At 69.0% G+C, this 23,989-nt stretch carries 19 protein-coding genes; 10 read left to right on the top strand and 9 right to left on the bottom strand.

What is annotated here, in order from left to right:
• Positions 1-18: 18 nt before the first annotated feature.
• Positions 19-1,059 (bottom strand): Gfo/Idh/MocA family protein, encoded by a 1,041-nt coding sequence (locus FHP25_RS14180; protein ID WP_147847594.1) that lies wholly within the window; start codon positions 1,057-1,059, stop codon positions 19-21.
• Positions 1,060-1,328: 269 nt separating this feature from the next.
• On the opposite strand from FHP25_RS14180, the gene FHP25_RS14175 reads away from it, so the two are divergent.
• The gene (locus FHP25_RS14175) at positions 1,329-2,444 is read left to right on the top strand and encodes a serine hydrolase domain-containing protein (RefSeq protein WP_147847593.1); all 1,116 of its coding nucleotides are present in this window, start codon (positions 1,329-1,331) and stop codon (positions 2,442-2,444) included.
• A gap of 69 nt (positions 2,445-2,513) precedes the next feature.
• Positions 2,514-3,752 (top strand): cytochrome P450, encoded by a 1,239-nt coding sequence (locus FHP25_RS14170; protein WP_147847592.1) that lies wholly within the window; start codon positions 2,514-2,516, stop codon positions 3,750-3,752.
• Here FHP25_RS14170 and FHP25_RS14165 read toward each other — a convergent pair.
• The 5 genes from FHP25_RS14165 to FHP25_RS14145 all read right to left on the bottom strand — a co-directional run bounded on the left by FHP25_RS14165 (position 3,725) and on the right by FHP25_RS14145 (position 9,672).
• Complete coding sequence (locus tag FHP25_RS14165) at positions 3,725-4,975, bottom strand: winged helix-turn-helix domain-containing protein (protein WP_147847591.1); 1,251 nt, start codon at positions 4,973-4,975, stop codon at positions 3,725-3,727. The genes FHP25_RS14170 and FHP25_RS14165 overlap by 28 nt on opposite strands.
• Before the next feature lie 60 nt (positions 4,976-5,035).
• On the bottom strand, positions 5,036-7,351 hold the full coding sequence (locus FHP25_RS14160) for a molybdopterin-dependent oxidoreductase (protein ID WP_147847590.1): 2,316 nt from the start codon (positions 7,349-7,351) through the stop codon (positions 5,036-5,038).
• Positions 7,352-7,562: 211 nt separating this feature from the next.
• Complete coding sequence (locus tag FHP25_RS14155; RefSeq protein WP_147847589.1) at positions 7,563-8,339, bottom strand: enoyl-CoA hydratase; 777 nt, start codon at positions 8,337-8,339, stop codon at positions 7,563-7,565.
• 21 nt (positions 8,340-8,360) lie between these two features.
• Positions 8,361-9,062, bottom strand: coding sequence for an SDR family NAD(P)-dependent oxidoreductase (locus tag FHP25_RS14150; protein WP_147847588.1), 702 nt, complete (start codon positions 9,060-9,062; stop codon positions 8,361-8,363).
• A 10-nt stretch (positions 9,063-9,072) separates the two neighbouring features.
• On the bottom strand, positions 9,073-9,672 hold the full coding sequence (locus FHP25_RS14145; protein WP_147847587.1) for a 2-hydroxychromene-2-carboxylate isomerase: 600 nt from the start codon (positions 9,670-9,672) through the stop codon (positions 9,073-9,075).
• Between the two features lie 155 nt (positions 9,673-9,827).
• Here FHP25_RS14145 and FHP25_RS14140 point away from each other — a divergent pair, with 155 nt between their 5' ends.
• On the top strand, positions 9,828-10,388 hold the full coding sequence (locus FHP25_RS14140) for a TetR/AcrR family transcriptional regulator (RefSeq protein WP_147847586.1): 561 nt from the start codon (positions 9,828-9,830) through the stop codon (positions 10,386-10,388).
• Positions 10,385-11,194, top strand: a complete 810-nt coding sequence (locus tag FHP25_RS14135) for an inositol monophosphatase family protein (RefSeq protein ID WP_147847585.1) — start codon at positions 10,385-10,387, stop codon at positions 11,192-11,194. The genes FHP25_RS14140 and FHP25_RS14135 overlap by 4 nt, the downstream gene beginning before the upstream one ends.
• A gap of 123 nt (positions 11,195-11,317) precedes the next feature.
• Here the strand turns inward: FHP25_RS14135 and FHP25_RS14130 are convergent, their stop codons facing one another.
• Entirely contained in the window at positions 11,318-12,256 is a 939-nt protein-coding gene (locus tag FHP25_RS14130; RefSeq protein WP_147847584.1) for an IS110 family RNA-guided transposase, read from the bottom strand.
• 252 nt (positions 12,257-12,508) lie between these two features.
• Positions 12,509-13,369 carry a glutathione S-transferase family protein gene (locus FHP25_RS14125; RefSeq protein WP_147847583.1) on the bottom strand — a complete coding sequence of 287 codons (861 nt, stop codon included), beginning with the start codon at positions 13,367-13,369 and terminating at the stop codon, positions 12,509-12,511.
• Positions 13,370-13,533: 164 nt separating this feature from the next.
• Here FHP25_RS14125 and FHP25_RS14120 point away from each other — a divergent pair, with 164 nt between their 5' ends.
• From FHP25_RS14120 to FHP25_RS14100, 5 genes are all read left to right on the top strand, one after another.
• Positions 13,534-15,930, top strand: a complete 2,397-nt coding sequence (locus FHP25_RS14120; RefSeq protein ID WP_147847582.1) for a xanthine dehydrogenase family protein molybdopterin-binding subunit — start codon at positions 13,534-13,536, stop codon at positions 15,928-15,930.
• Positions 15,931-16,004: 74 nt separating this feature from the next.
• The gene (locus FHP25_RS14115; RefSeq protein WP_147847581.1) at positions 16,005-16,580 is read left to right on the top strand and encodes a TetR/AcrR family transcriptional regulator; all 576 of its coding nucleotides are present in this window, start codon (positions 16,005-16,007) and stop codon (positions 16,578-16,580) included.
• A 363-nt stretch (positions 16,581-16,943) separates the two neighbouring features.
• Positions 16,944-17,312 (top strand): hypothetical protein, encoded by a 369-nt coding sequence (locus FHP25_RS14110; RefSeq protein ID WP_231712322.1) that lies wholly within the window; start codon positions 16,944-16,946, stop codon positions 17,310-17,312.
• A gap of 1 nt (position 17,313) precedes the next feature.
• Positions 17,314-19,575, top strand: a complete 2,262-nt coding sequence (locus FHP25_RS14105; protein ID WP_147847580.1) for a N,N-dimethylformamidase beta subunit family domain-containing protein — start codon at positions 17,314-17,316, stop codon at positions 19,573-19,575.
• A gap of 46 nt (positions 19,576-19,621) precedes the next feature.
• The gene (locus FHP25_RS14100; protein ID WP_147847579.1) at positions 19,622-20,506 is read left to right on the top strand and encodes a cupin domain-containing protein; all 885 of its coding nucleotides are present in this window, start codon (positions 19,622-19,624) and stop codon (positions 20,504-20,506) included.
• Positions 20,507-20,660: 154 nt separating this feature from the next.
• Here the strand turns inward: FHP25_RS14100 and FHP25_RS14095 are convergent, their stop codons facing one another.
• The gene (locus FHP25_RS14095; protein ID WP_147847578.1) at positions 20,661-22,091 is read right to left on the bottom strand and encodes an amidase; all 1,431 of its coding nucleotides are present in this window, start codon (positions 22,089-22,091) and stop codon (positions 20,661-20,663) included.
• A 323-nt stretch (positions 22,092-22,414) separates the two neighbouring features.
• On the opposite strand from FHP25_RS14095, the gene FHP25_RS14090 reads away from it, so the two are divergent.
• Positions 22,415-23,791, top strand: coding sequence for an LLM class flavin-dependent oxidoreductase (locus FHP25_RS14090; protein ID WP_147847577.1), 1,377 nt, complete (start codon positions 22,415-22,417; stop codon positions 23,789-23,791).
• Positions 23,792-23,989 lie beyond the last annotated feature (198 nt).

Here is a 23,989-nt window from a genome sequence, read left to right as displayed (position 1 = left end):
ACGAGGGCGCGAAGCCCCTCAGGGCGACAGCACCACCGGTTGCCGCGTCCTGGCCGCCTCGAGAACCGCCTGCGTCGCCTCCAGCGTGCGCGTGCCGTCGTGGCCGGAGATCACCGGGTCCTCGCTGCCGCGGATGACGGCCGCGAAGTGCCGCAGCTGCTCGGCATAGGGATTGGCGGTCTCGATCGCTTCAGGGCTGGCGGTGATGGCCTCATGCCAGCCGCGCGCCCCGGGATAGCGCCAGTGGTTGAGCGCCGGCAGGGAGAGCGAGCCTTCGGTGCCGCAGAAGAAGTGGGTCTCCACGCCGTCGGGCTTGAAGAATGCCGGATTCTCGCCGGCGGCAAGGTCCCACGTCCACGGCGCCGCCGCCGCATCGGACAGGGTGACGGTGCCCAGCGCGCCGTTGGCGAAGCGCAGCAGGATCGCCGCCGTGTCCTCGACCTCGAAGCCGCGCACGGCGTTGGCCGTGATCGCCTGGATGCTCGCGATCTCGCCATAGAGAAAGCGCAGCAGGTCGATCTCGTGGATCAGGTTGATCAGCACCGGGCCGCCGCCGGGCTGGCGCCGCCACGCCACGTCGAAGTACGGATCGGGCTTCAGGAACGTCGCCAGCACCGTGGCCGACACCAGGCGGCCCAGCGCGCCATCGCGGATCAGTTGGCGGGCGCGGCGGATGATCGGGTTGTGGCGACGGTGGTGACCGACCAGCAGCGGCACGCCGGCCGCCTGCGCGGCATCGGAAAGACGCCGGGCATCGGCCACGGTGTCGGCGATCGGCTTCTCGACCAGCACCGGAATGCCGGCGGCGATGAAATCCAGCGCCACCGGCACGTGCAGCACGTTGGGTGTCGCCACGATCGCGGCGTCGGGACGATCGCTCGCCAGCAGCGCGTGATGGTCGGCGAACCACGGCAGGCCCGCTTTCCCGGCTACGGCCTTGGCGGCGGGGCTTGGATCGGCGATGGCCGACAGCCGCACGCCGGGCGCGGCGGCGGCACCACGGATATGAGCCGGCGCATGCATGCCGCCGCCGACCAACGCGACACGGATGTCCGTCATCTTTCCTCCTCGATGAAGCAGCGTGTCGTTCTTGCCGACACCCTACTCAGAATCACTGGTTGGTGACACACCTGTCATCCCGAGCGCAGCGAGGGATCTCCTGCGTGGGACGCACAGTGCGCCATTCGCAGGAGATCCCTCGCTGCGCTCGGGATGACAATCGCGACTCACTTTCCCCGGATAGTGGGTAGCCACGGTCCCGTGGCGCATCAGGCGCCAACCGGCTACGACTATGTCTCAGACCGAGGATGACGGAAGGCGGGACCGCGATGAACGATGTTGCACCACCGCGCACAACCATGCGCACGGTCGAGCCGCGCGCGGTTGGCATGGATGGCGAACGCCTCGCCCAGGCCATTGCGTTCGTGCAGGCTCATGGATCGCCATGGCCCCAGAGCCTCTACAACCCCGACGGCCGCTTCTGCCTCACCGCCGAAGCCGGCGAGCGGGCGCCGGATGATGAGATCCTTGGACCTGTCACGCCCCGCGGCGGCCCGGCCGGCCTGATCCTGCGCCATGGGCAGGTCGTGGCCGAATGGGGCGATGCCGATCGGCCCGACATGACCTTCAGCGTCGCCAAGAGCTATCTCTCCGTGCTGGCGGGTCTGGCGGTGGGTGACGGCCTGATCGGCAGCCTCGATGACCGGGTCGGCGAGGGTGGACACGACAGCGGCTTCGAGAGCGCGCAGAACCGCGACATCACCTGGCGCCACCTGCTGCAGCAGACCAGCGAATGGGAAGGCACGCTGTTCGACAAGCCCGACATGATCGACCGCCACCGCCAGGTCGGCGCGACGGCGGCGGCGCCGGCCAAGGGCAGCTTCCGCGCACTGCAGCCGCCGGGCACCTTCTGGGAATACAACGACGTGCGCGTCAATCGCCTGGCGCTGTCGCTGCTGCAGCGCTTCCGCGAGCCGCTGCCATCAGTGCTCAAGCGCCGCATCATGGACCCGATCGGGGCCTCGACCACCTGGCGCTGGGACGGCTATCGCAATGCCACCGTCGACATCGACGGCACGCCAATGGTCTCGGTTCCCGGCGGCGGCCATTGGGGCGGCGGCATCGTGATCAGCGCCCGTGATCATGCGCGCATGGCGCTGCTGGTCGCCGCCGATGGCGTGTGGGACGGCAATCGTCTGCTGCCGGAAGGCTGGTGCGCCGAGCTGCGCCGGCCCTGCGCCGTGGCACCGTTCTACGGCCTGATGTGGTGGCTGAACACCGGCCGCGAGCAATACCCCGCGGCGGCGGAGAGCAGCTTCTTCGCGCTGGGCTGGGGTTCGCACATCCTCTGGATCGATCCCGAGCACGATCTGGTGGCGGTTGTGCGCTGGATCGACAGGGCCCATGCTAACGGCTTCATCAAGCGGGTGCTGGAGAGCCTTTAGGCCCGCCGGGTGCCGGCCTTCATGGTTCGACAAGCTCACCATGAAGGCAACTGAGAGGGAGGTCGAGCAATGTCCTTACAGCATGCGATCGACGATCTCCCGCCGACCGACACGATCGACGTCAGCGATCCGCAGCTCTACTTGGACGACACCTGGCAGCCGCTGTTTGCACGGCTGCGCCGCGAGGACCCGGTCCACTTCTGTCCCGACAGCCCCTATGGCCCCTACTGGTCGGTGACCCGCTACGACGACATCATGGCCGTCGAGCTGAACCACGCGGTCTATTCGTCATCGTCGGAAGTCGGCGGCATCCAGATCGCCGACTCGCCCCTGGGCCGCGACGTGGTGAGCTTCATCCGCATGGATCCGCCGCTGCACACGGTGCGCCGGCGCACAGTGAGCCCGATCGTGGGACCGAGCAACCTCGCCAACATGGAAGCCACCATCCGCGAGCGCACCGCCAACGTGCTCGACGGCCTGCCGCGCAACGAGACGTTCAACTGGGTCGACAGCGTCTCCATCGAGCTCACCACGATGATGCTGGCGACCCTGTTCGACTTCCCCTGGGAAGACCGGCGCAAGCTCACATATTGGTCCGATGTCGCGGTGGCCAATATCGCGGCGCCCGACGCGCCCGTGCGCTCGGACGAGGCGCGTTTCGCCGAGCTCGATCGGATGGGGCAGTATTTCTCACGGCTGTGGAACGAGCGCGTGAACGCGCCGCCGAAATTCGACCTGATCTCGATGCTGGCGCATGGCGAGACGACGCGGAACATGACGCCGGCGGAGTTCGTCGGCACCCTGGCGCTACTGATCGTGGGCGGCAATGACACGACGCGCAACACCATGTCAGGCGGCCTGCTGGCGCTGCACCAGAACCCCGATCAGTGGCAGAAGCTGCGCGTCAACCCGGCCCTGGTGCCGAGCCTGGTGGCCGAGACCATCCGCTACCAGACGCCGGTGATCCATATGCGGCGCACGGCCAGCACGGACGCCCTGCTGTGCGGCAAGCAGATCCGCAAGGGCGACAAGGTGGTGATGTGGTACGTCTCGGGCAATCGCGACGACGGCGTGATCGAGCAGCCCGACGCCTTCATCATCGACCGCGCCAAGCCGCGCCAGCACCTGTCGTACGGCGCCGGCATTCATCGCTGCGTCGGGGACCGGCTGGCCGACATGCAGCTGCGCATCCTGTGGGAAGAGATCCTGAAGCGCGACCTGCAGATCGAGGTGGTCGGCCCGCCGCAGCGGATCTATTCGAACTTCCTGCGCGGCTTCCGCTACCTGCCGGCGCGGATCAAGGCCTGAGCGTCGTCATCCAGGATTGCCTCAGCAACGACCGACTTGGCATCCAGGATGACGCCGTTCGGCACGCCGGCGAGCTGGAAGCGCTCGAAGCGGTGCAGCTCCTCCTCGATCAGCCGCTTGTATGTCCGCGCCGATCCGCGGCCGATCCAGTTCCACTTCTGCACCAGGAGCTTGCGGTTCTCGCGGTCGGTCTTCAGGTCGACGGCGGCAACGACCTTGTCGCCGACGAGAACGGGCAGAGCGAAGTAGCCGAACACCCGCTTCTCCTTGGGCACGTAGGCCTCGAAGCGGTGCTCGTAGTCGAAGAAGAACTGCAGCCGCTTGCGCTGGATGATCAGCGGATCGAACGGCGAGAGGATGTGGACCAGCGCCTCGTCAGGCTGCTGCGGGGGAGCATCGAGCACTTCAGGCCGCGCCCAGTATTCCGTCTTGCCGGCATCCTCGAGCGCCACCGGCACCAGCTCCTTGCGCCGCACACGCGCATCGATCAGCCGCCGTACGATCGGCTTGCTGGGGGCGTTCATGTAGCAGATGGAATCGAGGCTCACGATCCCCTGCGCCTGCAGCGCCCGATCGAGCTGGTAGGCGGTGATGTCGCGCTCCGAAGCGGGCTTGGGCCGCTTGTCCCAGGCGAAATGCCGCTCCATCAGCTCGTATGTCTTGACCATGCCGCTACGCGCGCTGATGGTCAGCGTGCCGCTATAGAAGGCGAGCTGCAGCGCCCGCTTGGACGGCTTGCGGCTGGCCCACAGGTGATCCTTTTCCGTCAGCACGTCGTCGTCGATGTCGCGGATCGTGATGCCGCCGCCCTTGCGGATCAGCGCGAGGACCTTGCGCAGCTCCTGCTTCGTCACCCCGCTGTACCATTTGATGGGCTGCGTGCGCTGCTGGCGCATGTCGCGGATGAAGAAGCGCAGGTCGCGGGTGGGGATGTAGGACAGCGCATGCGTCCAGTACTCGAAGATCGACTTATCGATGCTCTGCGCCTGCTGCAGGTGCGCCCGCTGATAGTCCGGGATGCGGCTGTAGAGGATATGGTGGTGGCAGCGCTCGATCACGTTGATGGTGTCGATCTGCACATAGCCCAGATGCTCGACCGCCAGCCGCGTCGCCTCGGGCCCGCCGCCGAATGGCGCGCGTGCATCCAGCCGCTGCGCGCGCAGCCAAAGGCTCCTGCCCTGGGCTCTGGTAAGCGGAAATGGCTTGCTGCTGATACGGGACATGCGTGGCCGGCACTGTAGCCGGACCGACGCAGGTGAAAAGGCTTTAATTGCGCGACATCGTCATCCCCCGTGGATACGGCGCGAGGCGGCTTCCGCGTCGGCAGCTTCCTGCGGCGTCGCCAGCTCCAGACACACGGGGACGTTCTTGTGATAGGGCGTCCCGGCGATCGGATCGCGGTGGTCGCTCGAGGTCAGCAGGTTGACGCGCGGGCCGTTGGTCAGCCGATCGCCGTCGGCGGCCGGGTACGCCTGGCCGTAGCCATGCGGCAGCGCCAGCTGGCCGCGCCGCATCGACTCGTCGGCCTCGCTGCGCACGACGATGCGCCCATGCGCGGACTGGACCGCGACCCAGTCGCCGTCCGCAGCCCCCAGTGTCGCGAGGTCGCCGGGGTTCACCAGCAACGCGCCGTCCGGATCGCTGCGGCGCCACGCCGGATCACGGAAGATCTGGTTGGCGTTGTACATGCGCCGCTGGCCGGCAGCCAGCGCGAAGCCGTAGCAGCCATCGGACTGCAGCTGTGACGGATCGAGCCGGCCGAGCCAGTCGAGCAGCGGCGGAACGGCCAGACGCACCTTGCGATCGGGGTACTCGATCAGCGACCAGACCTCGTCGTAGCCGTGCGTCGTGAACGCCGCGCCGTTGCGGGCGCCGACGACAGTGTCGAACAGGGCGTCGCCCAGGGCCGCGTCGGAGACCTGCGGCCCGGCACCGATCGCCCGGCGCACAGCGGCCGGCATGCGCCGCGCGCTCATCTGCGCCGCCGGCCATAGTGGTGCCGCCGCCGCGACGCCATCGGGCAGCGTGTCCCCGAGCGTGTGGTAGAGCACGAAGGGCGCCAGCGGCGCCACGGCGCGATTGTCCGCCATGAAGTCGGCGAAAGCCTTGGCAAACGCTGTCCGCGACTGTTGCGCCGCCGCGCGCAGCGGCGCGAGCACGTTGTCGCCGGGGAGCACGCCCAGCGCCCGGGCCAGCCGGGTGTAGATCTCGGGCTCCGGCAGGGTGCCGGGCAGCGGCGGCAGCGCGGCTGCGCGGACATGGAAGAAGTTGGTGGGGAACTCGAAGTTGAAAAGCGTGAACTCGGTCTTTTCGAACTGCGACGACGCCGGCAGCACGTAGTGCGCCAGGCGCGCCGTCTCGGTCATCGCCACGTCGACCACGACCAGCAGGTCGAGCGCCGCCAGCGCCCGCTCTGCCTCGTGCGTGTCGGCCACCGTGTTGGCCGGATTGCTGCTGTCGACCAGGACGGCGCGCAGGCGGTCGGGGTGATCGGACAGGACGGCGCGCGGGAAACTATTGGGCGGCAGCAGGCCGGCGATGACCTCGTCGCCGGTCGGCGCAAACGCCTGGCCGCGGCTGTTGGACCATAGCGGCACCAGCCAGCTGTGCAGCTGGTTGGTGCCTTTGCGGCCAAAGCTGCCGGTCAGCATGATCAGCAGCTTTTCGAGATAGGAGTTCAGCGTCGAGTTGACACCCTGCTGAATGCCGAGCTCGACGCGCACGGTCATCGCCCTGGCGGCGGTAATCATGTCGACGCAGCGCTCGACATCGGCCATCGGCACGTCAGCCGCATCAGCCCAGCGCTCGATCGGGATCCGGGCCAGCGCCGCCTGCACCTCCTCGAAGCCGACGGCATGCTCGGCCAGGAACACTCGGTCGACGGCGTCACGCTCGATCAGCGTCGCCAGGATGGCGCCGAGCAGGAAGGCATCGGCGCCGGGCCGCACTGCCAGGTGCAGGTCGGCTTGCTGCGCCGTCTCGGTGCGGCGCGGATCGACGACGATCAGCTTGCGATGCGGATCCTTCCTGATGTGGTTCAGGTGGTCGCGCGCGTTGGGAAAGCCGTGCGCCACCCAGGGATTGCAACCGATCACCAACAACAGGTCGCATTGGTGCACGTCCTCGGCCGTGTGGCAGATCTGGCTGCCGAACATGTGGCCATTGACCCAGAAATCACCGGTCTTCTCCTGCGCCAGCGCGTTGAAGGTGTTGCGCGATCCCAGCGCCCGCATCAATGCCGTCGCGTAGGCGCCACCGGCATGGTTGCCCTGGCCGCCGCCGCCATAGAGCGCGAAGCTGCCGCCGCCATGCACGGCATGGATGGCGCGCACCCGCTCGGCGATCTCCGTGATCGCGGTGTTCCACGAGATCGCGTCGAAGCCGCCATCCGCGCGCCGGCGCAGCGGCGACGTCAGGCGGTCCTTGTGGTGGGCGTAGTACGGGATCCGCGCCGCCTTGTTGCAGAGATAGCCCTGCGACTTCGGACTCGACTTGTCGCCGCGCACCTTGGTCAGCCGGCCGTCCTCGACCGCGACCTCGAGGGCACAATTAACGTAGCAGAGATTGCAGACGGTCTTGTGCCATGTGGCGTTCGACATCGATGCCTCCTCTCTTCCCTTCTCCCCGCGAAGGCGGGGAGAAGGTGGACGCTGCGCGCGGCGGCCGGATGAGGGGCTCAGCGGTCCTGATGCAGATTGCGCCGGTACCGAAGGGTCGCCTCTCGTCCGCTTCCCCTCAACATCCGTACGACCGCGAAGCCCCTCATCCGCCCCTTCGGGGCACCTTCTCCCCGCTTTCGCGGGGAGAAGGTCATGAGCTCACCTTGCTGAAATCCGGCGCGCGCTTCTCGGTGAAGGCGGTGATCGCCTCGCGCAGCTCGGGCGATTTGAGCTGCGCTGCGAAGAGCACGCCCTCCGCGCGCATGCGCTCGGCAACCGGCTCCTCGCCGCGCTTCATCAACGCCTTGGTGGCGCGCACCGCGCCCGGCGCCTTGGCGGCCAGCGCCTGGGCCCGCGAGGCCGCTTCGGCCGCGAGCACCTGGCTGTCGAACACCGCTGTCACCAGCCCCATCGCCTCGGCCTGCGCGGCGTCCATGCGACCGCCGAGCAGGAACAGCTCGGCCGCCTTGGCATGGCCGATGCGGCGCGGCAGCAGCAGCGAGGACGCCGCCTCGGGCACCAGCGCCAGATTGACGAACGGCGCGGTGAAGCTTGCCGCGCGGGCAGCATAGACGAGGTCGCAATGCAGCAGCATGGTGGTGCCGATGCCCACCGCCAGGCCGTTGACCGCTGCGACGACCGGCTTCTCGGCCGTCGACAGCGCCGCCAGGAAGCGGAACACCGGAGCCTCGCCGTCATGCGGCGGCGCATTCAGGAAGTCGCCCAGATCGTTGCCCGCGGTGAAGGCATCGCCCGCCCCGGTGATGACAACCACCCGGATGGCCGGGTCGTCCGCGGCGCGCTTCAGCGCGTCGGCCATGGCGCCGTACATGGCATGGGTGAGCGCGTTCTTCTTTTCCGGACGATTCATGGTGATGGTCAGCACCGGACCGTCCTGCGTCACGAGGACAGGGGCAGGATTCGACATGTCTTTCGTTCCTTCTGACGCTCACCACGTCTCGCCGTAGGGCCGCACCTCGACATTGAACGACCAGGCGCAGCGGTCCTGGTGCGCCACGTGCCAGATCTCCTCGGCGATCGCCGCCGGCTGGATGAAGAAGTCGTCCGGCTTGTCCTTGTAGCGCTGGCGCGCCCAGGCGACGTCGATCACCGCATCGATCACCAGGTAGGCGACATGGATGCCCTTGGGCCCCAGATCGCGCGCCATGGCCTCGGCCAGGATGCGCTGCGCCGCCTTGGTAGGCGCGAAGCCGGCGAAATTCGCCCGGCCGCGCAGCGCCGACGTGTTGCCGGTCACCATGATGGCGCCCTTGCCGGCGCGCACCATCGCCGGCGCCAGGCGACGCGCGAGGTACAGCAGGCCCATGGTGTTGACCTGGAAGTTGCGGTTCAGGATCTCCGGCTCGATGTCCAGGAACGAGCCGAAGGCGCCGCCGACGGCGTTGTGGATCAACACCGAGGGCGTGCCGAGATCACGTTCGATCGCGGTGATGCTGGCGTCGATCTGCGCCGGGTCGGACACGTCGCAGGCATAGGCCTTCGAGCCGGGCAGGGTCTGCTCCAGCTCCGCCAGCCGCTTCTCGTTTCGCGCCAGCATGGCGACGCGATAGCCGCCCTTGGCGAAGCGCCGTGCCAGCGCCGTGCCGGTGCCCGGCCCCACGCCCGTGACGACACAGATCGGATCAGCCATGGCATCCTCCTCAGACTGCCGCCTTGGCGGCGTCGGTCACGAAATCGAGCCGGTCGTTGCCGAAGAACATCTGGTCGCCGACGAAGAACGTGGGCGAGCCGAACACGCCGCGCCCGGCCGCAGCCTCGGTCGCCTGGTCGAGCCGGCCGACATAGTCCGGCGCATCGGCTTGCTTCAGCAGGGCCTCGCCGTCGAAGCCGGCGCGGTCGAGGACGGCGGCCAGCGCCGGCCGGTCGGCGATATCGGCATCGCCCGCCCACAGGGCGCGATAGACGGCGCCGACATAGTCGCCGCCGCGTCCCGCTTCGATCGCGACCAGCGCGCCGCGCCCCAGCTGCGCGAAATCCATGCTGCGCAGGCCCGGGTTGCGCTGGAACGGCACCTTGTAGCGCGCCGCCCAGCGGCCGATATCGAGGCCGGCATACTTGCCCTTGTTCTTGCACTCGATGGTGGTCGGCCGGTTGCCCACCATCTTCATCAGCTCGAGGATGCGGAACGGCCGGTAGACGATCTCGGCCCCGGTCGCCGACATGAGGGCGGGGAATTGCGTGGTGGCGAGATAGCTGTATGGGCTTGGAAAATCGAAATAGAATTCGATCTGGCGGGCCATGCGCGTCTCCTGGATGGGGGTCGACGATTGAGGTTGGCGCCACGCTGCGTTATCATGATAGCCATCATGATTATGGTTATCATGATGATCATCATGAATATAGTCAAGCCCCCGGCGCCGTCCGAGGCGGCGTGCGTCGCCATGCGAGGTGAGGGATGAAAGTTTCGAAGGAGACCAGCGCCAAGCACCGCGACGCCCTGGTCCGGGCGGCCAGCCGCCTGTTCCGGGAGAAGGGCTTCGACAAGGTGGGTATCGCCGAGATCACGGCCGCCGCCGGCCTCACGCACGGCGCCTTCTACACGCATTTCGCTTCCAAGCAGGCGCTCTGCGCCGAGGCGATCACGCGCACGTCCCGCCGCACGGCCGAAGCCGTCAAGGCAAACACCGACTGGCGCGCCTATGTCGAGGCCTATCTCGACCCCAAGCACGTGCGCGATCGCGGCAATGGCTGCCCTTATGCCGCGCTGAGCGGCGACGTGCCGCGCGAGAGCGCGCTGGTCAAGTCGGCCTTCTCCCAGGCGCTCGAAGGCTCCATCGATGCCCTTGCCGACCGGCTGGGCGACAGGAACGGCACCGCGGCGCGCGAGCGGGCGATCCTGTCGCTGGCCACGCTGGTCGGCGCCGTGGTGCTGGCGCGCACCGCCACCGACACCGGGCTGCGCGACGAGATCCTTTCGGCGGCCAAGGCCAAGCTGCTCGGGCCATCCAAGGCATGACCGACCTTGCCGACGATGTTGCCCTGATGGTCGCGGCGGTGCGCGAGGCCGGCGCCCTGGCGCTGCGGTTCTACCGCACCGAGCTTTCGGTCTGGGAGAAGGTTGGCGGCACGCCGGTGAGCGAGGCCGACATCATGGTCGACCGCCATCTGCGCCAGCGCCTGTGCACGGGGCGTCCAGACTATGGCTGGCTGTCGGAAGAGACCGAGGACGACACGGCGCGGCTGACGCGCGGCCGGGTCTGGGTGGTCGACCCGATCGACGGCACGCGTGCCTTCGTGGCGGGCACGCCGCATTTCTGTCACGCCGTGGCGCTGGTCGAGGATGGCATGCCGGTCGCGGCCGCCCTGTTCAACCCGGCAACGGACGAGTTCTTCGAGGCGGTCGCCCACCAGGGTGCGCGCCTGAACGGAACGCCGATCCGGGTCAGCGGCCGCCAGGAGATCGCCGGCTGCCGCATGGCCGCCTACGGGCCGATGTTCAAGCATCCGGCCTGGCAGGATCCCTGGCCCGACATGGAGATCATACAGCGCGATTCGGTCGCCTATCGCCTGGCCCTGGTGGCCAGCGGCGGCGCCGATGCCGCCATGGGCCTCAACACCAAGAACGATTGGGACCTGGCCGCCGCCGACCTGATCGTGCGCGAGGCCGGCGGCAGGGTGACCTCCCATGACGGCAAGGCGCTGGCCTACAACAACGAGGCGCCGCAGCAGCCCAGCTTCCTCGCCGCCGGCCCCGACCTGCACGCCGCCCTGCTGGCGCGCACCGGCCGGATCAAGCTGCGGTCGCGGCGCGCTGAGTCGTAATCGCCGCGTCCTACGCCATGGCGACCGCATATCGCGCCAGCCGAATCTCCTCTCCCCGCGGCAGCGGGGAGAGGAAGGGGCCCATCGCGTCAGCGATGGGAAGGTGAGCGACTGTCTGGCTTGTCAAGCGGGATTGGCGAATTCGGCGCGAACATCGCGGGCCTTGGCGTTGAGGCGGACGAGAAGCTTGTGGGCAAGGGCGATGCGGATGACCTTGGCAGGCTTGCCGGCGTCTTTCAACTTCCGGTGGAAGGCGGCGAAGTCCGGATCGTGCTTGCGGACGCATTGGGTCACGACGAAGAGGATCGCGCGCACGTTGGCGCAGCCGCCGTGGATGGAGCGCGCACCCTTGTGCTTGCCGCTGTCGCGGGCCAGGGGGGCGAGGCCGACCAGCTTGCTGACGGCCTTGTTGGAGATGGTGCCGATCTCCGGCACCTCGGCCAGGAGGCGAGCGACGGTGCGGTCGGCAACGCCTTTGATGGTGCGGAAGGCGCGGTCGAGCGCGGCCCACAGCGGGTCGTCGCCGAGCAGGCGGGCGATCTCGCATTCGAAGTGCCGGATCTGTCGGCGCAGCAGGGCGAGGAGCTCGCTGGCCGTGGCCAGCACGCCCTGGTCCTCGACCAGCCGGCGCTGGTTGGTCTGCATGGTCTGCAGGTCGGTGAGCTGGCGCAGGCGATCGACACAAGCCCGCAGCCGCTGCTGTGTCTGGCTGGCCGGCGGCTGGCCGACGATGCGCTTGACCTCGGCATACCAGGCGATGACGCCGGTATCGATGCGGTCGGTCTTCTCGAGGACCCCCATGGCTTCGGCGAAGCGGCGTACCGCGCGCGGGTTGACGATGGCACAGGCGATGCCGGCGGCCCACAGCAGGGCGAACGGCAGCTTCTCGTACCCACCGGTCGCCTCCATGACGACCAGCTCGACACCATGCTGGCGGCAGAAGGCAGCCAGCTGGTCGATCCCTTCGGCCGTCCGGCCGACGTGCAGCATCGGGCCATCGCGGCCGACGCGGGCATCCAGCGTCTTGCTGGCGACATCTACTCCACAAATCAACTTCGTCACGGTAACCTGCCTTGCGCGTGCGGTTGGAAGCCAAGCGACTGTTCGGTCGTGCGCGACAACGGCGGCGGTCCCAAAGCTCACCTACGGTTGTAGCCTGAGGGGTAGCGGGCGCCGTCCGCCGAGCGCGAGGGCCGGTGGCCACCGGCCCTCGCGCCGTTCCTTTCTCATCACGTCCCTTTCCGCCCGTCCAGATACAAGGGGTAGCAACGATCGGACTCCGTCGCTGGCATGGAGCTTTTTCGCTCGTACCCCTCACCCTCCCACCGCGCTGCGCGCGGCGGGCCCCTCCCTCTCCCCGCTCTCGCGGGGCGAGGTGTGTTCGGCCGCAGCCTTGGCGATCTTGTCCAGGTACGGGCCGACATCGGGCGCGAAGGCGGGATGGGCGCACAGCCTGGCGTAGTAGGCCATGGCGCGCGGATAGTCGGCATCGAGGCCGTCATGCAGGATGGGCGCCAACCCTTGCCCGGCCAGCGCCTTGGCACGCGGCTTCTCGTTGGCGAACAGGCTGAGCTCGGCCACGAAGCAGATGTCGGCCAGGGTGATGCCGTCGCCGACCAGGAATTGCCGCGCCGGCATCAACGCCTGCTCGATGCCGGCGATATAGGTGACGAACGCATCGCGCGTGCGGGCATGAATCTCGGGCGTCACGGCATCGCGCAGCGACAGCAGGTAGATCTGCGAATCGCGTGCGAAGACCAGGCTGACGTCGAGGAAGCTGTCGACGCGCGCCGCCATATAGGCATCATGGCCGTAGAGCGGATAGGCATCGGCCCCCAGCCGGGCCACGGCGCGCATGATGCTGTTGGACTCGAAGATGCCCACCGCCCCGTCGGGGCTGAACGCCGCCGGCACGGTGCCGAAAGGATGCGCCTCCAGAAAGGCCGGGGTCTTGTAGAGGCGGCTCTTGAAGCCGGTCCGGCCGCTGCGCTGCAGGGCCGGGTCCTGCCGCTCGGCCTCGGACAAGGGATGGGCGTCGAAGTCCCACAGCCAGTCCTGCAGCGTGCCCGGCGCCGCACCCCGCACGTCGATAGTGACGCCGCACAGCCGCGCCGCGATGGTCGCCTTCCATATGCGTGGGTTGGGCAGGTAGGAAAAAATGCGCAGCTGGCTCATCGGCACCTCCCGGCGGCGCGCATGATGCGCGACAGCCGCAGCGGCCGCACCGTCGTTTGCCTCATGACCGGTTGAGGGCGCTTCATGGATGGTGCCTTCGCACTTGATTTAGATGATCATAATCATCTATAAAGATGATCATAGTCATCTAAACTGGTGGCCAGATGTCAGAAGCGAGACCGGCCGAGCGCTATATCGGCCAGAGGCTGCGGCGGCGCGAGGACCGCCGGCTGCTGATCGGCAAGGGGCGGTATGTCGACGACATCCGCCTGCCGGACATGCTGCATCTGGCGATCCTGCGATCGCCGCACGCCCACGCGGTGATCACCGCGGTGGACACCTCGGCAGCCCGTTCGGTCGCCGGCGTGCGGCTGGTCCTGTCGGGCGCGGATCTCGCGGGCAAGCTGGGCTCGATCAAGCCGAACTGGGTGTTGCCCGGCACGTCAGTGCCGGACCGCCCGGTCGTGGCGCTGGACAGGGTGCGCTTCGTGGGCGAATGCGTCGCCCTGGCCGTGGCGCAGAGCCGCGAGGCCGCCCATGACGCGCTCGAGCGGATCGACGTGCGCTATGATCCGCTGCCTGCCGTGGTCGACGAGGAAGCAGCGATCGCCGACGGCGCGCCGCAGCTGCACGCCAATGTGCGCAACAACATCACGACACGGTACAAGGTCGGCGGCGGCGACTATGCCGCGGCGGCAAGCCAGGCGGATCACGTCCTGCGCCTGCGGCTGGTCAACAACCGGCTGATCCCGACCTGCATGGAGACACGCGCCATCCTGGCCACGCCGGACGACGACGGCACGCTCACGGTCTACATGGGCAGCCAGGTGCCGCATATGCACCGGCGCTGGATCGCCGAGACGGTCGGCATCCCGGAGCATCTGCTGCGCGTGGTCGCGCCGGATATCGGCGGCGGCTTCGGCGCCAAGATGCACCTCTATCCCGAGGAGCTGCTCTGCGCCTGGCTGGCGCTGCAGCTTGGGACGCCGGTTAAATGGTGGGAATCGCGGTCGGAGAGCCACCAGGCGACCAGCCATGGTCGGGCACACACCGAGCACGTCGAGGTCGCGATCCGCAATGACGGCCGCATCCTCGGGCTCAAGGTCGAGACCCTGGGCAATGTCGGCGCCTACCTCTCGAACATGGCGTCCGGCGGACCGACGGTGAACACCGTGAATTTCGGCACCGGCACCTACCGGATCGACAACTACGAGGCCATCGCCAAGGTGATCGTCACCAACACCGTGCCGGTCGACGCGTATCGCGGCTATGGCCGCCCGGAAGGCGCCTACATCGCCGAGCGCGCCATCGAAGCTGCCGCCCGGCACCTCGGCCTCGACCCGGTCGAGGTGCGCCGCCTCAACTTCGTGCAGCCCTCGGAATTTCCGTATCGGCCATACGGCAGCAAGGGCGTGTTCTACGACAGCGGCAACTACCAGGGCTGCCTCGACACGGCGCTGGCCATGTTCGACTACGCATCGCGCCGCGCCGAGCAGAGCCGGCTGCGCGCCGACGGCCGCTATCGCGGCATCGGCGTCGCGGCCTATACCGAGATGTGCGGCATGGGGCCGTCGCGGCGCCTGGGCATGATCGGGTTCGACCGCGGCGGCTGGGAAAGCGCCCGCCTCAACGTCGACTCGGGCGGCAAGGTGACGCTGTTCTCGGGCTCGATGAGCCAGGGCCACGGGCATGCCACCGTGCTGGCGCAGATCGCCGCCGATGCGCTGCAGCTGCCGGTCGACCATATCGCCGTGGTCCAGGGCGACACCCGCCAGGTCCAGGCCGGGCACGGCACGTTCAATTCCCGATCGATGGCCGTGGGCGGATCGAGCGTGAAGGTGTGCGCAGGACGCATCGTCGCCAAGGCCACCCGGATCGCGGCCAACATGATGGAGGTCGACGAGAAGGACGTGGCCTACGACGCCGGCCGCTTCACCGTGCCGGGAACCGACATCGCGCCCGTCACGTTCGCTGCCGTGGTGCGCATGGCCTATGTCGGCCACGCCCTGCCCGCCGGCCTCGAGCCCGGACTGGACGAGACGCTGTTCTATGACCCGACCGGCCTGGGGGCACCCTCGGGCGTGCACATGGCCTATGTCGAGGTCGACCCCGACACGGGTCTTGTCGAGATCCTCGACTATGTCGCCGTCGATGACGCCGGCACGATCATCAACCCGCTGCTGGCCGAGGGCCAGATCCACGGCGGCGTCGTGCAAGGCATCGGCCAGGCGCTCTACGAAGGCGTGCACTACGACGACAACGGGCAGCTGCTGACCGGCTCGCTGCTCGACTACGCCGTGCCGCGTGCCGACGTGCTGCCGCCGATCCGATCCAGCTTCCAGCAGACGCCCTCGCCGACCAATCCGCTGGGCGTGAAGGGAATCGGCGAAAGCGGGACGATCGGCGCGCCGCCGACCATCGTGCATGCGGTACTGGATGCGCTGGCGCCTTTCGGCATCACGCATCTGGACATGCCGCTAACGCCGCATAGGATTTGGGCTGCGATCCAGCAGGCGGCTCTCTGTCATCCCGAGCGCAGCGAGGGATCTCCTGCGGCATGACGCACCGTGCGCCGTTCGCGGGAGATCCCTCGCTGCGCTCGGGATGACAGGAACCAACGGGGGCAGGAACTCCGATGAGGCGGTCGAAGGAAGAGACGGCGGAAACGCGGCGCAGGATCATCGAGACCGCGGCCCGCGAATTCCGCACCCATGGCATCGCCGGCGTCGGCATCGCCGAGCTGATGGCCAGGTCCGACCTCACCCATGGCGGCTTCTACCGCCACTTCGCCTCCAAGGACGCGCTCGCCGCCGAAGCCTGCCGCGAGGCGCTGGGCGAGACCACCGGGCAGATCGCGGCCGCGGCGGACAAGGCGCCCGAGGGCCGCGGCCTGGAGACGGTGCTGCGCCGATACCTCAACAAGCTGCACCGGGACACGCCGGAGAAGGGCTGCTCCCTGGCCGCGATCGGCAGCGAGGCGGCGCGCGGCGACGGCGATGTCCGGGCCGCGATGACCGAGGGATATCTTTCGCTGGTGGCGACCGTGCGCCGCCAGCTGACCGGGCTGCCCTCGGCCGAGGCTGAAGACCGCGCGCTGGCGATCGTGGCCGGCATGGTCGGCTGCCTGACGATGGCCCGGCTGGTCGACGACGAGGACCTGTCGAACCGCATCCTGCGCGCCGGCCGCCAGCACCTGGCGGGCGGCGGGTAGGAAGGCCTGCGTTCTGATCCGTCATCCCGAGCGCTTATGAGTTGGATCCCTCCTCCGGAGGGCAGGGCGATTCGCATATGGCGCGACGCCGCGCTGGTGCCCTTTCCGTCATCCCGAGCGCAGCGAGGGATCTCCCGCGAATGGCGCACGGTGCGTCTTGCCGCAGGAGATCCCTCGCTGCGCTCGGGATGACAGGAGGACCATTATGCGATCGCCCGACCCCTCCGGGGGAAGAATCAGGTCACAAGCGCTCGGGATGACGAGACTGCCCGCCCGCACGTCAAGAGTCGAGCCGTTGCGTTTGCGCCGTGGATGCTTGCCGCGATTGGACGGTGCGTCGATGTGCGCGATTTCCTAGGATGCGTGCTTGACGACAATCGCGACGAGGCGACAGGCGCGCGCATGCTGAACAACGATCCCGATTCGGCCCATTATCCGATCGACGCTTCGCGGCGCGACCTGGTCGAGGAGTTCCGCCGCGCGCCCAAGGGCCCGCATAGCCGCGAGCTGCAGATGGTGCTGCACCGCCTGCGCTGGGAGTCGCCGGGCGGCCGCTATGTGCTGGTCACGGTGGAGCCCGGCAAGCGCTGGGTGCTGGGGCGGCTGCCGGGCGTGCGCGGCGCGCCAGTCGAGTTGATGCGCAACAAGACCTACGAGTCGCTGGCCGCGGCCGAGTGGGATGTCTTCAAGCTGCGCTGGGAAGCGCTGACCGGCCAGGCGATCGAGGACTGACATGCGTCTAGGTGGCATCGATACGACGTCCATCCTCGGCTACGCCGCGCCGCTGGCGGTCGAGCCCGGCGGCCAGGTGGCATTCCATCTCTCCAGCGACAGCCTGCAGAAGGTCGACGTGACCGTGGTGCGCGTGCGCTGCGGCGATCCCGACCCGGCCGGACCCGGCCTGAAGCTGGTACCCATGGCGAGCCCGGTCAACGGACCGCGCGCCGTGAGCCACCAGCCGATCCGCACAGGCTCGTGCGCCGTCATCGCCGACCGGCCCGCATTGCGCGACCTGGCGAGCTTCACCGTCGGCTGCTTCCTGTGGCCGACCCTGCCGGGCACGGCGGCACAGACGATCCTGTCGCGCTGGCGCGACGACCGCCAGGCTGGCTGGCGGCTGGGGCTGGATGCCAGCGGTCATCTCGAGCTGGCGGTCGGCGACGGCACCGGCGCCGTCGCCAGCGCGCGCAGCGCCCGGCCGGTCCTGGCGCGGGAATGGCTGTTCGTGTGCGGCAGCTACGATGCAGCCACTGGCCAGCTGGCCGTGCACCAGATCAGCCTCGATCCGCAGGCCGGCCGCGACCGCTCCTCCCATGGCCTCGCCAAGGGCGGTGCCGGCCTCGCCTGGCCGCAGGACGTGCCGCTGGTGATCGCCGCGCGCTGCACCGGCGAGGCGCTGGATGCGCCGCGCACGGCGGCGCATTTCGACGGCAAGATCGACCGGCCACGGCTCTGTCGCGCGACGCTCGAGCCCGGCGCCATGCGCGCCCAGTGCGAGCGGATCAACCCGGCGCCGGGCGATCCGGACCTCCTGGCGGCGTGGGATTTCTCGATCGACATCCCCGGCCTCACGGTGCAGGACCGCTCCGCCCACCGCCTGCACGGCCGGCTGGTGCAGGTGCCGGCGCGCGGTGTCACCGGCGCCAACTGGGACGGCACGGCCAACGACTGGCGCGCGCTGCCGGCGCATTACGGCGCCATCCATTTCTGCGCAGACGACATGGCCGATTGCGGCTGGTCGGCCGACTTCACGCTCGACGTGCCCACAGACTGGCCGGCCGGATACTACGCCGTGCGGCTGGCGGCGACACCGGCCGACGGCGATCCGGTCGAGAGCTATGTCGGCTTCTTCGTGCGCTCGCCGCGCGCCCGGCCGGCGGCGAAGCTGGCGATCGTGGTGCCGATCGCGACCTATCTCGCCTACGCCAACGGCGCGCTGCGCATGGACCAGGTGCATGCCGAGTCCATGCTCGAGGGGCTGATGGTGCTGTCGCGCGACGACCTGTACCTGCAGGCGCATCGCGAGGTCGGCCTGTCGACCTACGACACCCATGCCGACGGCAGCGGCTGGCGCGTGAGCGGCAGCCGGCGGCCGATCCTGAACATGCGGCCGCGGTGCAACACGTTCAACTACGGCAACGACACGCACCTGATCGACTGGCTCGAGGAGAAGGGCATCGACTACGACGTCGTGACCGATGAGGACCTGCATCGCGAGGGCCTGGCGGCGCTGCGGCCCTATCGCTGCGTCATGACGCTGTCGCACCCCGAATACTATTCGCGCGAGATGTGGGACGCGCTCGACTCCTACCAGCGCGCCGGCGGCCGCCACATGTATCTGGGCGGCAACGGCTTCTACTGGCGCATCGCCTTCCACCGCGATCTTGCCAACGTGATCGAGGTGCGGCGCGACGTGACCGGCGTGCGCACCTGGGAAGGCGAGGCCGGCGAGGCGCACCTGGCCTTCACCGGCGAGGCCGGCGGCCTGTGGCGCAGCAACGGGCGGGCGCCGCAGCGCCTGGTCGGCGTCGGCTTCGACGCCCAGGTGTTCGACCGCTCGGCCGGCTACCGCCGGCTGCCGGCCAGCCACGACCCACGCGCCGCCTGGATGTTCGAAGGCATCGGCGCCGACGAGATGATCGGCAATTTCGGCGCCCGCAACGGCGGCGCCGCCGGGCTGGAGATCGACCGTGCCGATCCGTCGCTGGGCTCGCCGCCCGGCATGCTGCTGGTGGCCAGCGCCGACCGCATCGGTTATGGCGGCATGCCCGCGCCGGAAGAGTTCCGCACCTTCCATCGCGGGCTGGACGGCGAGCAGAACGCGCGCGTGCGCGCCGACCTGGTCTACTTCCCCACCGCCCAGGGCGGCGGCGTGTTCTCGACCGGCTCGATCGCCTGGGTCACGGCGCTCTCGCACAACCGCTACGACAACAACGTGTCGCGCCTGATGGAGAACGTGGTGCGCCGCTTCCTGGACCCGGCGCCGTTGCCCTGAGGCGGCGCCAGGGCCACAGTGATGCCGGCAACCGGAGGATCGGGCCATGCCGGCATCCATTGCGTCAGCACGCGGTCGCTACCTCACGCCGACCAACAGCTTCCGTGACAAGCTGCCGCCGGTGCCGGCGGCCACGTTCATCGCCGAGCGTGACCGCGCGCTGGCGGCCGACACGCCGACCGGCGCCATCGCGCTCGACATCGCCGACCGGCTCGCGGCGCCGGTGCCGGCCACGACGCCGCTGCTGCTGGCTCGCTACCTTCGCATCCGCGCCGGCGAACGCCTGGCGCTGCGGCTGCGGGCGACGGCCGCTATCTGCTACGTCATCCGCGGCGCCGGCGAGACGACGAACCGAACCGACCGGATCGGCTGGGGCGAAGGCGACATCTTCTGCCTCCCCGGCGGCGCCGAGAGCAGCCACCGCGCCACGCACGATGCCGTGCTCTGGGTCGTCAGCAACGAGCCCGAGGTGGCGTTCCACCATCTCGAGCCGCCGGCGGCCGATCAATCGCGGCTCGAGGCGGTGCATTTCCCCGCCGCCGAGATCCGCCGCCACCTCGACGCGGTGCGCGCCACCCCCGACACGGCAGATGCGTCCGGCAAGGTGGTCGTGTTCGCGGTCGGGCCGTTCGAGACAATGCTGAGCCTCACGCCGTCGATGACCCTGGCGCTGAACTCGATGGAGCCAGGCAAGGCGCAGCGCAGCCACCGGCACAACTCGGTGGCGGTGACGCTGCCGATCGAGGGCACGCGCTGCCATTCGATGATCGACGGCACGCGTGTCGACTGGCAGCCCTTTGCCACCATGATCACGCCGCCGACCGCGGCGCATTCGCACCACAACGATGGCGACCGGCTGGCGACGTTCCTGATCGTGCAGGATGGCGGGCTGTTCTATCACTGCCGCACCATCGGCTTCTCGTTCGCGTGACGGTGATGGCGACCTCCCCCAGCTCTGCTGGGGGAGGTGGCCGAAGGCCGGAGGGGGAGCCGACGTAGTCTTGGTTACATGGACCACGTCGGCTCCCCTCCGCCCCTTCGGGGCACCTCCCCAGCTTCGCTGGGGAGGAAAGAGGATCAGCAACCTACCCGATCATCGGTGGGCGCTTGTCCTTCCACGGCCTGGCCTGCTCGAGCTGCGCGGCGAGGCGGAAGAGGCTGGCTTCGTCGCCGAAGGGCGCCACGAACTGCACGCCGACCGGCAGGCCTGATGCGGTCCAGTGCAGCGGCACGGTCATCGCCGGATTGCCGGCGGCGTTGAACAGCGACGTGAAGCCGATCGAGCGGTTCACCGCCACGAGATAGGCATCGGTATCCTGGCTCGACAGCGACAGCACGCCCAGCGGCCAGGGCGGCGAGCACATGGTCGGCGTCAGCAGGATGTCGTGCTGCGTGAAGAACCGCGCCACGACGCGGCCGACGCGATGGATGACGGTCATCGCGGCGGCGTAGTCGGCGGCGGTGTACCTGATGCCGAGCTCGGCCAGCGACCAGGTCAGCGGCTCGGCGTCGGTTGCCTCCAGCGTCTTGCCGATCGCCTTGGCGCGCGCGGCGAGCGTGGCGTAGACGTTGGCCGCGATCACCACACGCGTGGCCTCACGGAAGGCCTCGACGTCGAATGTCGGCCGCGCGATCGTCACGGCATGGCCCAGCGACTCGCAGAGCTTCGCGGCGTCCTCCGTGGCCCGGCGGCATTCCGCATCGACGGGCTCGCCGTTCCACGGCTCCACGCACAGCGCGATGCGCAGCTTGCCGGGATCGCGGCCGACCTCGTCGAGGAATTTGCCGACGGGCGGTGGCGCCCAATAGGGATCGCCGATATCGGGGCCGGCAGAGGCATCGAGCAGGGCGGCGCTGTCGTGCACGCTGATGCTGACGCAATGGCCTACCGCCTGGCCGCCCCAGCCTTCGCCGACGTCGGGCCCGCTGGGGTTGCGCGCCCGGGTGGGCTTCATGCCGAACAGGCCGCAGGCCGAGGCGGGAATGCGGATCGATCCGCCGCCGTCGGTGGCGTGCGCCATCGGCAGGATGCGGGCGGCCACGGCCGCGGCGGACCCGCCGGACGAGCCGCCGCTGCTGTAGCCCAGGTTCCACGGGTTGCGGCAGGGACCGAACATCGCCGGCTCGGTCGAGGGCGCCAGCCCCATCTCGGGCGACGCCGACTTGCCGAAGGTGACGAGACCGGCGGCACGGTAGCGCGCCACGATGGTGGCGTCGTGCGGCGCCACGAAATCGGCGAACAGCTTGCTCGAGCCGGTCGACCGCGTGCCCGCGAGCAGCGAGCCGAGGTCCTTCAGCAGGAACGGCGCGCCGGCCAGCGGGCCCGCCGGCAACGGCGCCGCCGCGGCCTGCCGCCCCAGGTCATAGAGCGGGATGGTGATGGCGTTGATCGCGGGGTTGTGCTTCTCGGCCCGCGCGATGGCTTCATCGAGGACCTCCGATGCGGAGACCTCGCGCCTGGCGATCAGGGCGCTGAGCGCCATCGCATCCAGCTTCTCGTACTCCGCGATCGCCATCGTTCAACCTCCAGCAGCCGCCTCGATCGGACGGGACTGTAGCCCATCCTTCGCGCAGCCGGCTACGCCGGCTCTTCAGGGAGGAAAGTTCAGGGCTATGGCATGCATTTGTTGTCATCCCGAGCGCAGCGAGGGATCTCCCGCGAATAGCGCACCGTGCGCCTTGCCGCAGGAGATCCCTCGCTGCGCTCGGGATGACGGAGGGGTTGCGCTCGGGATGACGAGGGGTTTGGCGGTGGTCAAGGGTGACGTTCCGGTCGTGCCGGACGGCGGGCTGCTCTATCATCGCCGCCGCACCATCAGCCCTCGCGCGCCTGACCGACATGCCCAAGCAGATCCGCCTCAATGCCTTCGACATGAACTGCGTCGTGCACCAGTCACCCGGACTGTGGACGCATCCGCGCGACAAGGCCGACCGCTACAACACGTTCGACTACTGGCTCGAGCTGGCGGCGATCCTGGAACGCGGCAGGTTCGACGCCCTGTTCCTGGCCGACGTGCTGGGGATCTACGACGTCTATCGCGGCGGGCCGCAGACGGCGCTGGAACGGGCCGTCCAGGTGCCGGTGAACGATCCGCTGATGGTCATCCCGGCCATGGCCTGCGCCACGCGCCACCTGGGCTTCGGCGTCACCTGCGCGCTGTCGTACGAGCATCCCTACCCTTTCGCGCGGCGCATGAGCACGCTGGACCATCTCACCAACGGGCGCATCGGCTGGAACATCGTCACCGGCTACCTCGAAAGCGCCGCCCGCGGCATGGGCATGACGGCGATGGAGGACCACGACACCCGCTACGACATCGCCGAGGACTACCTGAAGGTGGTGTACCCGCTCTGGGAAGGCAGCTGGGAGGACGGCGCCGTGCTGCGCGACCGCGCCGGGCGGCGCTTCGCCGATCCGGCCCGCATCCACCGCGTGACGCATGAGGGGCCTTACTTCCGCTCCAGCGCCATCCATCTGTGCGAGCCCTCGCCGCAGCGCACGCCGGTGCTCTACCAGGCCGGCGCCTCCAGCCGCGGGCGCCAGTTCGCCGCCGAACATGCCGAGTGCGTCTTCATCAACGGCCCGTCGCCGCGGGTGATCGGGAGCATCGTCGCCGACATCCGCCGCCGCGCCCAGGCGGCCGGCCGCGACCCGGCCGAGATGCTGATCTTCACCATGATGACGGTCATCACCGGCCGCACCACCGCCGAAGCTCAGGACAAGCTGGCCGACTACCGCCGGCATGTCGACGAGGAGGCGGCGCTGACCCTGATGTCGGGCTGGACCGGCGTCGACTTCTCGCGGCTCGATCCCGACAAGCCGGTGCCCGCCGCGCATACCGACGCCATGATCTCGGCGCTCGAATCCTTCACCACCAACGCCGATCCCGACCGCGTCTGGACGCCGCGCGACATCGCCCGCCACGCCGCGATCGGCGGCCGCGGGCCGGTGGTCGTGGGCTCCGGCACCGAGGTCGCCGACGCCCTGCAGGACTGGGTGGCGACGACCGATGTCGACGGCTTCAACCTCGCCTACGCCGTCACGCCCGAGACCTTCGCCGACATCGCCGACCTGGTGGTGCCGGTGCTGCAGGAGCGCGGCGTCTTCAAGCACGACTACGCCCCCGGCACCCTGCGCGAGAAGCTCTACGGCCCCGGCCGCGCCCGGCTGCGCGACGACCACCCGGCGGCACGGTATCGGCGCGCCCAGGGTTGATGCGCCTTCTCACGCGCAGGCGCGACGGAGAGGACACATCTTTTCGTCTGCGGGTGAACCCTCCCCCAACGCAGTTGGGGGAGGTGGCCGAAGGCCGGAGGGGGAGCCGACGCGGTCTCTCTCAGTGGCAAACACCACGTCGGCTCCCCTCCGCCCCTTCGGGGCACCTCCCCACTGCGTGGGGAGGGAAGATGTCAC

It is taken from the genome of Vineibacter terrae, from assembly GCF_008039615.1.
GTDB classification, from domain to species: Bacteria; Pseudomonadota; Alphaproteobacteria; order Reyranellales; family Reyranellaceae; genus Vineibacter; species Vineibacter terrae.
The sequence above is the reverse complement of the archived record's forward strand: the minus strand, read 5'-3'. Positions and strand labels throughout refer to the sequence as shown.